The following is a 13,940-nucleotide window of genomic DNA, read 5'->3' as shown; positions in this document are numbered from 1 at the left end:
TGATGGTGGCGCGGTGGGCGGCGGGACAGCCGGGGGCGAGGATCTGGGAGCGGCCGGACGCGATCGCCGTCGCCTGCGCGAACCTGAGCCGCCGCGACCGGCTGGCGATCCACGGCGAGCCGGAGGCGGTCGCGCGCCTGCTCAGCGACGAGGTGCTGGCAAATATCAAAAATACTTACCGGCCGATCGGCGCCGAGGAGGTCATCGTCTCGGTGGCCGAGCTGATCCCGGGGTTCGAGGTCGACGGCAAGTTCGGCTGGATGGATGTCACCGCGCCCGTGCCGGCCGCGAAAACCAGCGCGACGTGGCTGCACCCGGACGAGCTGCCGCGGGTTGCGGCGCTGATCGAGCAGGCATTTCCCGACTCGTACGCGAAACCGGGCGCGCCCGGAGTCGAACGTTGGGCGGGCATTCGCGGCGACGACGGAACACTGCTGGCCGTCGCCGCGGACGCCTGGTCGACCGCCGAGATCGGGCTCCTGGCCGGGGTGGCGACCCGCCCGGAGGCCCGGGGGCGCGGCCTCGCCCGGCAGCTGTGCGCGTTCGTGACGAACGAGCTGCTGGCCGGGCGGGAGCGGGTCGGGCTGATGGTGGACTACTGGAACGTGGGCGCGCTCAACACGTACGCGAAACTCGGCTTTGACTTGAAACGAGTCGCCGCGGCCCGCCTCAACGAATGCTGAAGGACGCCCGCAGCAGGTCGCGGTCGCGGGAGGACGGGCCGACCAGCAACTCGAAGTCGCCGGGCTCGACGACGCGCCGGCCGTCGGCGGTGACCAGCGAGCACGCCTCCGCCGGGACCTCGACGGTGACCGTGACCGACTCGCCCGCCGGCACGGTGACCTGCCGGTACGCCTTCAGCTCCTTGACCGCCCACGTGACGCTGGTGACCAGGTCGCTGACGTACGCCTGAACTGTTTCCAGCGACGGCCTCGCGCCGGTGTTCGTGAGCGTGACCTCCGCCCGGATCGTCCCGGTTTTCTCCACCGAAGGCGACACGGTCAGGTCGCTGTAGCCGACCGTCGTGTACGACAAGCCCTCGCCGAAGACGAACAGCGGCTCCTGCGTGAGGTCGGCGTAGCGCTTGCCGTGCTGCCCGCGGATCTGGTTGTAGTAGACCGGCTGCTGGCCGACGTGGCGCGGCACCGACAGCGGCATCCGCCCGCTCGGCTCGATCAGGCCCAGGACCAGCTCGGCGATGGCCCGCCCGCCGCGCATGCCAGGGTTGAACGCCTGGATGATCGCCGCAGCGTTGAGCGCGGAGCCGGGCAGGACGCACGGCTTCGAGTTGAGCAGCACCACGATCATCGGGGTCTTGGTGGCCGCGATGGCGTCGAGCAGCGCGATCTGGCCGCCCTGCAGCTCGAGCGTCGCCGTCGACTTGTGCTCGCCGGTGAGGTTGACCGTGTCGCCGACGACCACGATCGCGTAGTCGGCCCGGATCGCCTCGTCGCGGGCGAGCGAGATCAGGTGGCCGTCGACCGGCGCGCCCTGCGAGATCGGCGGGCGGGGCTGGCCGTCCGGGTAGGTCTCGCCTTCGGGGTCGGGGACCAGACGCTCGATGTCGGCGCCCCGGGCGTACGTAATATCCCAATTGCCCGGCGCGACCGAACGGACGCCGTCGAGCACCGTCTCGATCAGCTCGCGCGGATGGCCGTCGGGCATCCAGTCGACTTGTCCGGAATTTCCGGCCCAGTCGCCGAGCTGGGATTGCGGGTGATCGGCGTTCGGCCCGATGACGGCGATCCGTCGGAATTTTTCCTTATTTATGGGCAGAAGCCCGTCGTTGCGCAGCAGCACCAGCGATCGCCGCGCGACTTCGAGGTTCAGGTCGGCGTGTGCGGGAATGCCGATGACCTCGCGCTGGCGCTCCGACGACGGCGCCCGCGGGTCCTCGAAGAGGCCCATCTGGAACTTGAGCCGCAGGATCCGGCGGACCGCGGCGTCGATCTCCTCCTCGCGCAGCAGCCCGCGCGCGACCGCCTCCTGAGCGCCCTCGAAGAAGCCCGGCGTCACCATGACCAGGTCGTTGCCGGCCCGCACCGCGACCGCCGCGGCCTCGGCGTAGTCGGCGCAGACCTTCTGCTCCCAGACCATCCGGCCGACGTTGTCCCAGTCGGTGACCAGCGTGCCGGTGAAGCCCCACTCCCCCTTGAGCACGTCGTTGAGCAGCCACTTGTTCGCGGTGATCGGCACGCCGTCCATCGACTGGTAGCCGAGCATGAAGACCTCGCAGCCCTCGCGCGCGACCCGCTCGAACGGCGGCAGGAACCACGAGCGCAGCTTGCGCGGGCTGATGTCGGCCTCGCTGGCGTCCCGGCCGCCCTGCGTCTCGGAGTAGCCGGCGAAGTGCTTGGCGGTGGCGAGGATGCCGGTCGGGTCGGCCAGGCCCTCGCCCTGGTAGCCGCGGACCATCGCGGCGCCCAGCTCGCCGATCAGGTGCGGGTCCTCGCCGAAGGTCTCGTCGACCCGGCCCCACCGCAGGTCGCGGGTGATGCACAGGACCGGGGAGAAGGTCTGGTGGATGCCGGTCGCGGCCACCTCCAGGGCGGTGACCCGGGCGGCCCGCTCGACCAGGGCGGCGTCCCAGGTCGCGGCCATCGCCAGCTGGGTCGGGAAGATCGTGGCGCCCGGCCAGAAGGAGTGGCCGTGGATGCAGTCCTCGGCGGTGAGCAGCGGGATCTGCAGCCGGGTCTTGGCGACCAGGTCGATCGCCTCCAGCATCTTCGCCGGCGACGTGTGCAGGATCGAGCCGGCCAGCTTCTCGCTGACGATCTCCTTGACGTCGTTGCGGGCGTCCAGCTGGAGCATCTGGCCGACCTTCTCCGGCAAGGTCATGCGGGCGAGCAGGTCTTCGACGCGCTGCTCGACGGGCAGGGCCGGATCCCGGTACGGAAGAAGATCAGCGGACACTCGTGCCTCCGGTCGTCACGACCGCGGTGGCACGGTCTGTGGAACGCTAACAACCGGCAGTCTTCCAGTCCGGAACCGGTTCCGGCACCCCGCCCCGGTTCCGGAACTGTTCACTCAGCTATCTGAATCACTTTCATCGATGCTCGGCGCCTCGATACCCGCGGCCACGATGGCGTCCAGCCGGGCCTCCGCGGCCTCTTTCTCGCGCTCCACGAGCGTCGCGTACTCGACCAGGACCGAGGGGTCGTCGGTGTCCTCGACCTTGTCGAAGAAGCGCTGGGTGGTCCGGACGGCCTCGGCGTAAGCGGCCGAGGCCTCCCGGATCGCGATGATCGTCTTGTCTGCCATGCGGTCAGTCATATCACCCCTGCCCGTTTCCCCGGCCGGGGCTGCCCCCGCATACCTAGGCCAGGGCGCAGGCGGCGCCGTTCAGGGTCGCGGCGGTGGGGGCGGCATTGCTCGTACGCCAGCGGCCCAGCAGTCCGGCGCTGGCGGTGCCGCCGGCCGGGATCGTGCGGTTCCAGCGCTCGCCGGTGAGCGTGACCGTCGAGCCCGACTGGGTGAAGGTCGCGTTCCAGGCCTGCGAGACGGTCTGGTCGCCGCCCAGGGTCAGGGCCAGGATCCAGCCCTCGACCGCGGTCGTCCTCGCATTGGTCACGGTGACGTCGGCCACGAATCCGCCGGTCCATTCCGAGGTCGTCTTGTAGGCGACCGTGCAAAGTGTGGGCGGCGGCGTCGTCGTGGTCGGCGGCTGCGCCCGGACGGTCGGGGTGGCGATCGAGACGTTCCCGGCGGCGTCGCGAGCCCGCACGTAGTAGTTGCGCATGCCGGTGCTCGAGTTGCCGAACGGGACGGTGGCCGCGGTGCTGGTGGTGGAGGCGAGCAGCGTCGAGGTGTACCAGCCGTCGAAGAGGTAGACGTCGTACCCGGTGACGCCGACGTTGTCGGTGGCGGGGTCCCAGGCCAGCGCCGGGCCGTCGGGGGTGACCGCGACGATCCGGAAGTTCGCGGGCGTGGCCGGCGGCGTCGTGTCCCCGGTGGTGGAGGCCGGGGTGACGACGGTGACCGTGTTGCTGGCCGGCGAGTAGCCGCCGGCGTCGAGGGCGCTGACCCGGAACGAGTACTGCCGGGTCGGCAGGATGTAGCCGGTGACCGTCGCGGTGGTGACGTTACCGACGGGCTGTGACCAGATCACGTCGTTGAAGGCCTGGTAGTAGGTGATCTGGTAGCCGGTGGCGCCCGGCGAGGCCGTCCAGGACAGCGTGACCGAGACCGGGGTGACGGCGGTGGCCTGGAGGTCGGTGGGAGTGGGTGCGGCGAGGGCGGGGACTGCGGCCGCGGCGGCCAGGGCGGTCGCGGCGAGCCACAAGTGAGGACGAGGCATGCTTCGACCGTCCATTAGAGATAGACAGCTGTCAACGCCTGTGGCCGGGCCGGCTCGTGGGAAGCCGGCCCGGCCACAGGGGCCTAGGGGTTGACGACCTTGCCGGCGAAGGTCACCTGCAGCGTGCCGCTCGAGGCGAACGACCAGCCCAGCGCCCCGCTGTAGGTGGTGCAACGGGAGCCGTTCGTGCCCGACCAGAACTGGTTGGAGCTGTCCGAGTTGCCGATGATGCGGTCGTTGGTGCCACTCGAACTGCGGCACGAGGTGTTGTTGCGGAACACCGAGGTGCCCGCGTCGAACGAGAAGTTCCGCTCGGTGTTGTCGACCGCGACGTTGTTGGAGATCGTCATCGAGCCCGGGTTGCTGTTGTACGTGAAGCCGTGCTTCCCGTTCCGGTAGGCGATGCTGTGCGTGACGGTGTGGTTGACCGCGATGTCCTCGCCGCCCAGCTTGTAGCCGTTGCGGTCGCCGGCGCCGGCCTGCGAGCCGTCGCTGAGCGTGCCGTTGTTGTAGGACAGCGAGTACTCGATGGTGACCGGGCCGATCGCGCCGGTGTCGTCCTTCGTGTACAGGTCCCAGCCGTCGTCGATGTTGTTGTGCGAGACGTCGTACCGGAAGATGTTGCCGCTCCCGACGGTCAGCTTCGCGGCGAAGCCGTCCGCGTCCTCACCGTCCGAGTCCGCGTTGTCGTGCGACTCGGCGCTGACGATCAGGTTGTTGGCCGGCCACTGCGCCTGCGGGGTGTCCGACGCGATCCGCGAGAGCTGCAGGCCGGTGTCGTGGTTGAAACGGGTCACCGTGCGCTCGATGATGTTGTTGCTGCCACCCACGAAGATGCCGTTGTCGCCGGCCCGTTCGACCACGATCCCGTACACGCGCCAGTAGTTGCCGTTCACGGCGAGCCCGCGATTCGCCGAGTCCTCCGCCTGGGCCGAGAAATTCAAGATCGGGACTTCATTCGGGTACGCCGAGAGCGTCTTTCTGGCGCTGGAAGTGCCGTTGTTCCCGGGCGCGATGGTCACTGTCGAGGAGAGGTTGTAGGTCCCGCCGCGCAGGTAGATCGTGCCGCCCGCGGCGATCCTGGTCAGCGCGTCGGCGACCGTGGTGGGCGCCGACTGGGTGCCGGCCGCGCCCGCCGTGCCGTTGGGAGCCGCGTAGATCGCGCCGCTGGTGGGCGGGGTGGTGGGCGGTGTCGTCGGCGGGGTTGTCGGCGGCGTCGTCGGTGGGGTGGTGGGCGGCGTGGTCGGGGTGGTCGTGGGCGGCGTGGTCGGGGTCCCGCCGCCGCCGTTGTCCACGATCACGTCGTCGAAACGGCCTGCGGCGTGCTCGGTGAGCAGGCCGATCCGCCCGGCGCTGATCGTCGAGTCGGTCGCGCTGCCGACCGTGGCGCCGTTGACGCTGCCGCTGATCGTGGTGCCGTTGAGCGTCAGCTTGAGCGTATAAAACGTACTCGTGGAGATTGTCTGGTTTATGCTTGCAAGAACCGAAATTGTCGAGCCGTTCATGGTCTCGAGCTGGATCTTGTTGGCGCCCGTCAGCGACAATCTGTACATTTTGGTCGCGCCGCTCGCGCGCGCGGTCAGCGACACGACGCTCGCGGTGGAGGCGAACGACGTGGCCTTGACCCGGGCCTGCACCGAGTAGTTGGTCCAGCCGGAGTCGCCGGCGAACTCGCGGGCGCGCTCGCTGCCGGTGTCGGACTGCTGCAGGACCTGCGAGCCGTCGGCGACGACCGACCAGGTGCCGCCGGACTTGGACCAGCCGCCGGCGCTGCCGTTCTCGAAGTCGGCGCTGAAGACGGTGGCCGCCTCGGCGTTCGTGACGGTGACGAACAGGCCCGCCGTGACCAGCGTGACCAGGCCGCCGACACCGGCGAGACGCCGCAGGCGCCGCGCGCGAGGGTGGGGTGCCATGCGCATTTCTCCTTGTCGCAATTCGGAACCGCGAAAATGCACAGGCAAATGTGCCGCGGCCGGAGGGGAACGGATCCGGGGCGGTTCCGAGGGGACGGTATTCCGTGCTGAAAATCCTTGTCCCGCCAAATACTCGGGTCAATGAGTTCCGTTTGCAGGTTTGTTGCATTGATCTTGAGTAAGCTCCTTGCCCGGCGCCCTTGAGCGGTCGTAGCATCGGCGCCAAACCACATTGATGCTCGTGAAACTTTGGGCCCGGCTGTCGAAGCGCTTCGACAGACAAAGTCGCGATCTTCTCGAAGCGAAGGGGATGCGAGATGCGTAGGCGAAAACTCGCCGCGTGCCTGGCCGTGAGCCTGGGCATCGCGGCCGGCGCCGGGGTCGTCACGGCCGTGCCGGCCTCCGCGGCGGCCGGCTGCACCGTCACCTACCAGGTGAGCAGCCAGTGGCCCGGCGGCTTCGGCGCCAATGTCACCATCAAGAACCTCGGCGACGCGATCGGTTCCTGGACGCTGGTGTGGTCCTTCGGCGCCGGCCAGACGGTGACCCAATCGTGGAACACCGCGCTCACCCAGAGCGGCGCGACAGTGACGGCGAAGAACGCCGGCTACAACGGCTCGATCGCCACCAACGGCACCCAGTCGTTCGGCTTCAACGGCTCGTGGACCGGCAGCAACCCGGTGCCGTCCGCGTTCACCCTCAACGGCGTGTCCTGCACGGGCGGCGTGACCAACCCGACCACCTCGCCGACGACACCCCCACCCACTGGTAGTTCTGGTGGCGTCCCGTCCGACGCGGCCTGGGTGGCAACCGGTCAGTACGACTCGTGGACCAACAACGGCTACACGCTGAACAACGACGTGTGGGGCGGCGCCGCGGGCTCGCAGACCATCTGGGCCCGGACCGGCACCAACTGGGGCGTCGTGTCCAACCAGCCGCGCACGAGCGGCGTCAAGTCGTACCCGCACACCGGCAAGACTTTGAACCGCACCCTGAGCTCGCTGAGCTCGATCTCCAGCTCGTTCAACGTCACGGTGCCGGCGGACGGCGATTACGAGACGGCCTACGACATCTGGGCCAACAATTACGCGTACGAGGTCATGATCTGGACCAATCAACATGGCGCGGTGGGTCCGATCGCCGAATCGTATGACGCCAACGGCGCGGTCCCGTCGGCCCGCAACGTCTCGGCCGGCGGCCACACCTGGAACGTCTACCGCGGATCCAACGGCAGCAACCAGGTGTACTCGTTCATCCGCACCAGCCAGACGAACTCGGCCACGATCGACGTCCTGTCGGTCCTGAACTGGCTGCGCACCAACGGCTGGTACGGCGACGTGACGGTCGGCGACATCCAGTTCGGCTTCGAGATCTCCGGCACGGCCGGGCAGTCCAACTTCGTCTGCAACACCTTCAACATCTCGTACGCCTGATCCCGTCTTTTCGGTCGGCATGCCGACGGTGACCTCCTCGCCGTCGGCATGCCGGCTCTAGCGTGTTCGCATGGACGGCTTCCTGCCCTCGAAGCACGGCTTCGCGTTCAACAACTCGTGGCCCTCGCAGCCCGCTGTCGTCCTGCCCACCCCGTTCGGCGACCTGCGCCTCGGCAACGCCGCCGGCGGCCTGTGCGGCGGCATGGTCTTCGCCGCGATGGACTACTTCCTCGACGGCCGGGAGCCGACGCTGGACCGCCCGCCCGCCGGCGACCCCCTCTACAAGTTCATCGTCTCCCGCCTGATCGACTCGTGGCATGTCCCCGCCGGCGTCGCCCAGTACTACCAATGGATGAGCCTCCCGGACGGCGACCACACCATGAAGGTGTTCGGCCGCCAGGTCATCGTCGAGCGCGGGCTGGGCTGGCGCACCGTCCGCGTGCAGTGGCCGCAGATCAAGCGAGACCTCGACCGCGGACTGCCGGTCCCGCTGGGCGTGGTGACCGTGGCGTCGCGCAACCCGAAGGACTTGGCGCTCAACCACCAGGTGCTGGCCTACGGCTACGAGACGGACGGCACCCGCCTGACCATCCGGGTCTACGACCCGAACCGAGGCCGCCGCGACGACACCACCATCCGGCTGGACACCGCGGCGCCGGCCAAGCCGGTCGCTTTCGAGCACAACCTCGGCCTGGGCCAGAAGCCGGTCCGCGGCCTCTTCCGGGTCGCCTACACGCCGCGCATGCCCGGCTAGCCGACGGCGGTGCCCGGCGGACGGAGCCGCTGGAGGGCGTCATGGATCGTCGGATCGTCGTCCTCGTCATGCCAGACCACCACCTCGACACGTGGGCCGTGCTTTCTTGCCAGGAACTCGTCGACCGCGGGCCTGTTCGGCGGCGCGTTGAGGACGAGGATCCCGCCGATCGCGTGGTAGTCGGCGGCAATGTCGATCTCCAAGCGCTCGATCGCCAGGAAGACCGCTCCGTTCGACAGATTCTTCTCGGCGTGGTGGATCCGGACGAGGATGTCCCGTGCCGACCAGGTCGCGACGACATCGCCGTGACGACTGGCGCCGGTGGTCGCGCCGAGAAGTTCCGCCTCCCTTTTGATGACCTTTTTCGCGGCTTCCATGAAGCGCAATTGTTCGGCTCTCGCCATCAGTTCCGCGTCGGTGCTCAATTTGTCCCGCAACTCGTCCAGCAGGGCCATTGCCGACGGGTCGGACACCTGGAACGTCTTTCCGGCCGTTGCGGCTGACGCCGCCTGATCGCGGTCGCCGGCCCCAGCCGGCTCGAACATCGACAGGATCGACCGGATCGCGCTCTGCTGCAGACGGTCCTCGGGCGGCAGCTGAGCGCGCTCCGCCAGTTGGGACAGCATCGCGAAAGTGACGTGATGCGGTAGGGCGGCGCGCTTGTCGCCATCCACGACGGCGCGGTCGTATACCCAGGTCAGCGTGCTCCACCAGCGCTCATGCTGCTGCTGCGACTTGGTGTGGCGCAGTTGCATGGCGGCTATCCGCGCGGCGATCAGGGCGGCGGTGAGAGCCATGAGACCGCCGAAGCCGGCAGACGTCAGGAATCGCTGCCAGAATGGATCTCCGGCCGGCGTCCCGGTCGCCGCCAGCAGCCCGTCGAATATCGGCCTCAGGGTGCTCAATGGCGCGTCCCCACGAATTGATCTCTTTCCCCGGTGAGAAAAGTAAATATACCTGCGCCGCGCAACGGATGGCCGAATTTTGATCAACAGATGTCGATGTCATTGGTCCGGAGGTAGCGTACGGAAATGGCCTCGGCGCTTCCTCCCCGGCACGCGCACGCCAACGTGCCGATCGCCTCGGCCGCCGACCTGTCCCTGACTGATTCGCCGGTCGTCGAAGGGGCGTGGCACCCGCCGTTCGATCGGCTGCCGATGGTCGTGCGCGGGCGTGCGGACATGGTCGACGGGCTTCGCCGTCACGTGGGCGGCGTGGTCGTGCTCACCGGTCAAGCGGGCTGCGGCAAGACCACCGTCGCCCTCGCCGCGGCGCACCAGCTCGCCGGCGACCACCGCGTCTTCTGGGTGGCGGGTCACCATCGCGCCTCCTTCGTCGAGGGGATGGCAGCGGTCGCCCGGGAGGTTCATGCGAGCGACATCGAGATCGCGCGAGCCCGGGAGGAGGCTTCGGCGGCACTGGTCTGGCGCCTCCTGACGACCCAGTCGAGGGTGGACGAGAGCCCGGCGCGCGTCGTGCTGGTCATCGACAACGTGGACGATCCCGAGCTCGCATCCGACGTCGTACGTCAGGCACAGGCTCTTCCGTCACGGTGGCTGGTCGTGGTGACCACCCGCGTCAAGCCGCGCCGCCCCGCGTCGAACCTGGCCGTCGCCGTGGAGGTCGACCGGCTGTCCGTGGATGCCGGCGCCGACCTTCTTCTCGACCGGATTCCGGAGATGGACCGTGCCCGCCGGCTCCTGGAGTTGCCGCACGCACGGAGGGCGGCCGAGCTTCTCGGCTACCTGCCGTTGGCGCTCCACATAGCGGGGTCCTACCTGGGCAGTCCGGTGGTGCGGCACAGTGTGTCGAGCTACGTCGGCGAGTTGAGCGGTTCTCCCGTACGGCGGCCGGGTCTGCATGTGGACGAGCCCGCCTACCACGTGCTGCCCGGCATCAACCTGACCCTCAAGGCGTTCGGCCCCGAGGAACGAGACCGCGCGCTCCGGCTGCTGGGTCTGCTCGCCGCCGGTGCGCCCGGACAACCGTTTCCCCTCGGCGCGCTACTCACCCCGGTCGAGGCCCTGACCGAACGCAGCCTCCGGCTCCTGGCCGTCACCGGCTTGGTGGACATCATCTCCTACGACAATCTGCCCGTCGCCGCGCTTCACCCGCTGATCGCCCGCGCGGCCGGCCACACCGAGGGCATGCGCGCCGTGCTGGAACCCGGCACGAGGCTGCTCGACACCATCACCGAGGCGGTCGACGGAGGTTCCGCGGCGTACCTCGAACCCAGCGCCGACGTGTGGCCGTTATGGCGGCTGCTCACTCCGCATGTCGCGCACGTCCTGTCCAATCCGGCCTCTCGCGGCAACGCCGGCGCACTGCGGGCAGCTCATCGCGTGGTCCGCCAGCTGATGCGCCGGGGCATGTACCGCACCGCCGCCGAACTGGCGGTGCTGGCCGCCGACCGCACCGCGGGCCTGGCGGAGCAGGACGAGGCGCTCCGGCGTTCGGCAGTGTTGGATCGCGGTCTGGCTCTGCAGGCCCGCGCCCTGGTCAGTCGCCCGGAGCCGGACACGGAGAACGACCTGGACCGCGCGTTCCACGACATCAACGACGTCGCGCTGGCCACCCGCCAGGTCTGTCATCCCGACGACCCGGAGGTGATGGAAGCCAGCCATCGCCTGGCGGTGATCCTGCACGAGAAGGGCGAGCCGGCCGAGGCCGAGCAACTGTTCCGGCAGGTGCTGGAGGCTCGCGAGAGGGTGCTCGGCCGGGATCACTCCGACACCTTGACCACCATGCACAGCCTCGCCACCGTGCTGCAGGTCGCGGGGCGAGCCGCGGAGGCCGTGCAATTGCTGGAGGCGGTTCTGGCCGGTCGTGTGGGCCGGTTGGGCAGGGCCGATCCGGCGACCCTCTCCACCCGTCACAGCCTTGCCTACGCCCGGCAGGCGGCGGGCGGCCGCGACTGGTTGCAGGCGGCCGAGCGTGACTTCGGCGAGGTGCTGGCGAGCCGCAACGCCCTGTTCGGGCCCGCGCATCCGAACACCCTGATCACCAGCCACAACGTTGCCTGGCTCGAACAGGCGAAGGGTCATTTCGGGGTCGCGGAGGACGGCTTCCGGGCGGTGCTCGCGACGCAGATCAGGCGGCTGGGAAAGGCGCACCCCCACACGATCGCCGTGGCGGCCAACCTGGCGTGGGTTCTGCTCCTGCAAAAAGAGTTTCCGACGTCCCGGCAGATCTTCACCCAGGTGCTCAAGATCCGTGCCACCCGACTGGGTGTCCTGCATCCGGACAGTCAGACCACGCGTGGGAACCTCGGCTGGCTGACCTACGAAGAGGGCGACTTCCACCGCGCGGAGCACCGATTCCGCAGACTCTACGACGATCGGGTGCGCCTGCTGGGCCCGGACCACCCGCGAACCCTCACCACCCGCCACAACTTGGCGCTCAGCCTGCGCTCGCAGCGCGAGCTCCATCGGGCACGCGACGAGTTCATCGCGATCCGCGACGATCAGGAGCGGGTCCTTGCCCAGTCACACGATTCCACGCTCGCCACCAAATACAACCTCGCGGTCACCCTGCGGATGCTCAACTCCCCGGCGTGGCTGCAGGAGGCGATGACCCTGCTGGACGAGGTGCTGGGGACGCTGCGCGGCCGTCAGGATCCGCACAATCCGCTCCTGCGTCAGACCAAGCGCGAGATCGTCATTCTCCTGGCGATCGAGAGCGGCCGCGCCGATGTGCACGAACTGGTCGACGACGACGACGAGCTCGCCGAGACCCCGTCGACACTCATCGACGACCCCCTGATCCAGGACTTCGTCGACGACGACATCGACGACTTCCCCGACCCCGATCTCGTGGACTACCCGAGTCCGGCATCGTGACAGTGCCCCGACGCCCGGTAGGATCATTGGCGAACTCCGTACTCCAGGCTCTGGAACCATGTCGCAGATGAGCCTGGGACTCCGCTTCTGAGCGCGGGGAGGAGGTGGCGACTCGCATGTTGCTGCCTACCTTCGGAGAAGTCTCATGGAAATCGGCCTTGGGCTGCCCATCAGTGATCCCGCGTGCCTGCTCGAGTGGGCGCGCCGCGCGGAAGAGTGCGGATTCGGCACGGTCGCGATGCTCGATCGGCTCGCCTTCGACAACCCGGAACCGCTGACGGCGCTCGCCGTGCTGGCCGGGGCCACCACTCGGATCCGGCTGCAGACCGAGGTGCTGCTCGGGCCGCTGCGGGGGACCGCCCTGCTGGCCAAGCAGGTGGCCACGCTCGACCGCATGTCGGGCGGGCGCTTCGTGCTCGGGATCGGGATCGGTGGGCGGGAGGACGACCACGCCGTGGCCGGGACACCGATCAATCAGCGCGGGCGGATGCTCGACAAGCAGTTCGGGGCGCTGCGGGAAATCTGGCGCGGCGAGCCCTATCGGGGCGCGATCATCGGGCCGCGGCTCGAGAAGGCGCCGCGGATCCTCATCGGCGGGTTCGCGCCGGCCGCCTTGAAGCGGGTCGCCGCCCATGCCGACGGTTTCATCTGCGCGGCGCCTGCCTCGTGGGCCGGCGGCCTCATCAATACCGTGCGGGAGCAGTGGGCCGAGGCGGGGCGCGCCGGGAGGCCGCGGATCGTGTGTCAGGTCAACGTCGCGGCGGGACCGCCGGAGACGATTGAGCGGGCGCGCCGGGCGGTGGCCGGCTATTATGCCTTCACCGCCCGCGAGGGCTGGGGCGAGCCGCTGAGCGACCCGGGCCGGATCGCGGCGGCGGTGGCGGAGTACCGCGAGTTGGGCGCCGACGAGGTGGTCATGTACTGCTACGGCGACGACCCCGGTCAGGTCGAGCGGCTCGCGGCGATCGTCGGGAGCATTGAGTAGGCGTACCCATGGATCATCGGTCGCCGGTCCAGCAGGCTGGGCCGGTGACCGAAAATGGGCGGCGCCGGGAGCCGGTCGTGTTGCTGGGGATCGGCGTGGTGGCTCTGGTCGTCTCGGCGATCGGGGCCAAGTCGCTGGGTACCTGGTTCATGGAGGTGCTGGCGGCGCTCATCGCCGCGCCGATCCTCATCCTTACGTATCGGCGGTTTCCGCTTACGCCTCTTGCCTATCGGCTGATCCTGGGGCAGGCGCTGATCCTGATGATCGGCGGGCACTGGACGTATGCCGAGGTGCCGGCGGGGGACTGGGTGCGGGACGCGCTGGGGCTGGCGCGTAACCCGTACGACCGGCTGGGGCATCTGGCTCAAGGGTTCGTGCCGGCGATCGTGGCCCGGGAGATTCTGCTGCGCCGCACGCCGCTGCGACCCGGCGCGTGGCTGAGCGCGCTGGTCTGGTGTGTGGTGATGGCGGTCAGCGCTACCTGGGAGCTGTTCGAGTGGGTTTCGGCTCTCATCGGCGGGTCGGCGGCCGACGACTTCCTGGGGGCGCAGGGGGACATCTGGGACACGCAGTGGGACATGTTCATGGCGGCGGTCGGGGCGGTCCTCAGTTTGTTGCTGCTCAGCCGGGTGCACGATCGGCAACTATCCGTTGTGACGTCCGCTACAGGGGGTATGCGGTTGCCGCTCGGCGGGCGGGCTTGATACGGTTCTCTGCAT

11 protein-coding genes are annotated in these 13,940 nt (G+C 69.0%); 6 read left to right on the top strand and 5 right to left on the bottom strand.

Translation table 11 applies throughout. The annotated features are described in order from the left end of the window. Positions 1–2: 2 nt before the first annotated feature. Entirely contained in the window at positions 3–683 is a 681-nt protein-coding gene (locus ACQPZX_RS35865; protein WP_433385605.1) for a GNAT family N-acetyltransferase, read from the top strand. Here the strand turns inward: ACQPZX_RS35865 and ACQPZX_RS35860 are convergent. The 4 genes from ACQPZX_RS35860 to ACQPZX_RS35845 form a co-directional block, all read right to left on the bottom strand. After that, positions 670–2,913, bottom strand: coding sequence for a glycoside hydrolase family 3 N-terminal domain-containing protein (locus ACQPZX_RS35860; RefSeq protein WP_433365456.1), 2,244 nt, complete (start codon positions 2,911–2,913; stop codon positions 670–672). The two genes, ACQPZX_RS35865 and ACQPZX_RS35860, sit on opposite strands and share 14 nt — an antisense overlap. Positions 2,914–3,027: 114 nt before the next feature. Beyond that, a complete protein-coding gene (locus ACQPZX_RS35855; protein WP_433365453.1) occupies positions 3,028–3,261 on the bottom strand; it encodes a hypothetical protein in 234 nt (77 codons plus the stop codon). Between the two features lie 55 nt (positions 3,262–3,316). Continuing rightward, complete coding sequence (locus ACQPZX_RS35850; protein ID WP_433365450.1) at positions 3,317–4,297, bottom strand: cellulose binding domain-containing protein; 981 nt, start codon at positions 4,295–4,297, stop codon at positions 3,317–3,319. Positions 4,298–4,380: 83 nt separating this feature from the next. Further along, positions 4,381–6,210 (bottom strand): cellulose-binding protein, encoded by a 1,830-nt coding sequence (locus ACQPZX_RS35845; protein WP_433365447.1) that lies wholly within the window; start codon positions 6,208–6,210, stop codon positions 4,381–4,383. Between the two features lie 317 nt (positions 6,211–6,527). Here ACQPZX_RS35845 and ACQPZX_RS35840 point away from each other — a divergent pair, with 317 nt between their 5' ends. After that, positions 6,528–7,643, top strand: coding sequence for a cellulose binding domain-containing protein (locus ACQPZX_RS35840; protein ID WP_433365444.1), 1,116 nt, complete (start codon positions 6,528–6,530; stop codon positions 7,641–7,643). Between the two features lie 70 nt (positions 7,644–7,713). Further along, on the top strand, positions 7,714–8,397 hold the full coding sequence (locus ACQPZX_RS35835) for a hypothetical protein (protein WP_433365442.1): 684 nt from the start codon (positions 7,714–7,716) through the stop codon (positions 8,395–8,397). Here ACQPZX_RS35835 and ACQPZX_RS35830 read toward each other — a convergent pair. Then, positions 8,394–9,302, bottom strand: a complete 909-nt coding sequence (locus tag ACQPZX_RS35830; protein WP_433365439.1) for a hypothetical protein — start codon at positions 9,300–9,302, stop codon at positions 8,394–8,396. The two genes, ACQPZX_RS35835 and ACQPZX_RS35830, sit on opposite strands and share 4 nt — an antisense overlap. Before the next feature lie 126 nt (positions 9,303–9,428). Between ACQPZX_RS35830 and ACQPZX_RS35825 the strand changes: the two genes are divergently transcribed. From ACQPZX_RS35825 to ACQPZX_RS35815, 3 genes are all read left to right on the top strand, one after another. After that, entirely contained in the window at positions 9,429–12,236 is a 2,808-nt protein-coding gene (locus ACQPZX_RS35825; RefSeq protein WP_433365436.1) for a tetratricopeptide repeat protein, read from the top strand. A 145-nt stretch (positions 12,237–12,381) separates the two neighbouring features. After that, positions 12,382–13,221 (top strand): LLM class flavin-dependent oxidoreductase, encoded by an 840-nt coding sequence (locus ACQPZX_RS35820; RefSeq protein ID WP_433365433.1) that lies wholly within the window; start codon positions 12,382–12,384, stop codon positions 13,219–13,221. 44 nt (positions 13,222–13,265) lie between these two features. After that, complete coding sequence (locus ACQPZX_RS35815; RefSeq protein WP_433365430.1) at positions 13,266–13,925, top strand: DUF2238 domain-containing protein; 660 nt, start codon at positions 13,266–13,268, stop codon at positions 13,923–13,925. Positions 13,926–13,940 lie beyond the last annotated feature (15 nt).

The sequence above is a fragment of the Actinoplanes sp. CA-142083 genome, assembly GCF_050942195.1.
Classification (GTDB): Bacteria; Actinomycetota; Actinomycetes; order Mycobacteriales; family Micromonosporaceae; genus Actinoplanes.
The sequence above is the reverse complement of the archived record's forward strand: the minus strand, read 5'-3'. Positions and strand labels throughout refer to the sequence as shown.

Bases quoted from the DNA above. Each gene is read 5' to 3' on its own strand.
- ACQPZX_RS35820 (WP_433365433.1), top strand. From the start codon at position 12,382: ATGGAAATCGGCCTTGGGCTGCCCATCAGTGATCCCGCGTGCCTGCTC.
- ACQPZX_RS35850 (WP_433365450.1), bottom strand. From the start codon at position 4,297: ATGCCTCGTCCTCACTTGTGGCTCGCCGCGACCGCCCTGGCCGCCGCG.
- ACQPZX_RS35840 (WP_433365444.1), top strand. From the start codon at position 6,528: ATGCGTAGGCGAAAACTCGCCGCGTGCCTGGCCGTGAGCCTGGGCATC.
- ACQPZX_RS35825 (WP_433365436.1), top strand. From the start codon at position 9,429: ATGGCCTCGGCGCTTCCTCCCCGGCACGCGCACGCCAACGTGCCGATC.
- ACQPZX_RS35835 (WP_433365442.1), top strand. From the start codon at position 7,714: ATGGACGGCTTCCTGCCCTCGAAGCACGGCTTCGCGTTCAACAACTCG.
- ACQPZX_RS35865 (WP_433385605.1), top strand. From the start codon at position 3: ATGGTGGCGCGGTGGGCGGCGGGACAGCCGGGGGCGAGGATCTGGGAG.
- ACQPZX_RS35845 (WP_433365447.1), bottom strand. From the start codon at position 6,210: ATGGCACCCCACCCTCGCGCGCGGCGCCTGCGGCGTCTCGCCGGTGTC.
- ACQPZX_RS35855 (WP_433365453.1), bottom strand. From the start codon at position 3,261: ATGGCAGACAAGACGATCATCGCGATCCGGGAGGCCTCGGCCGCTTAC.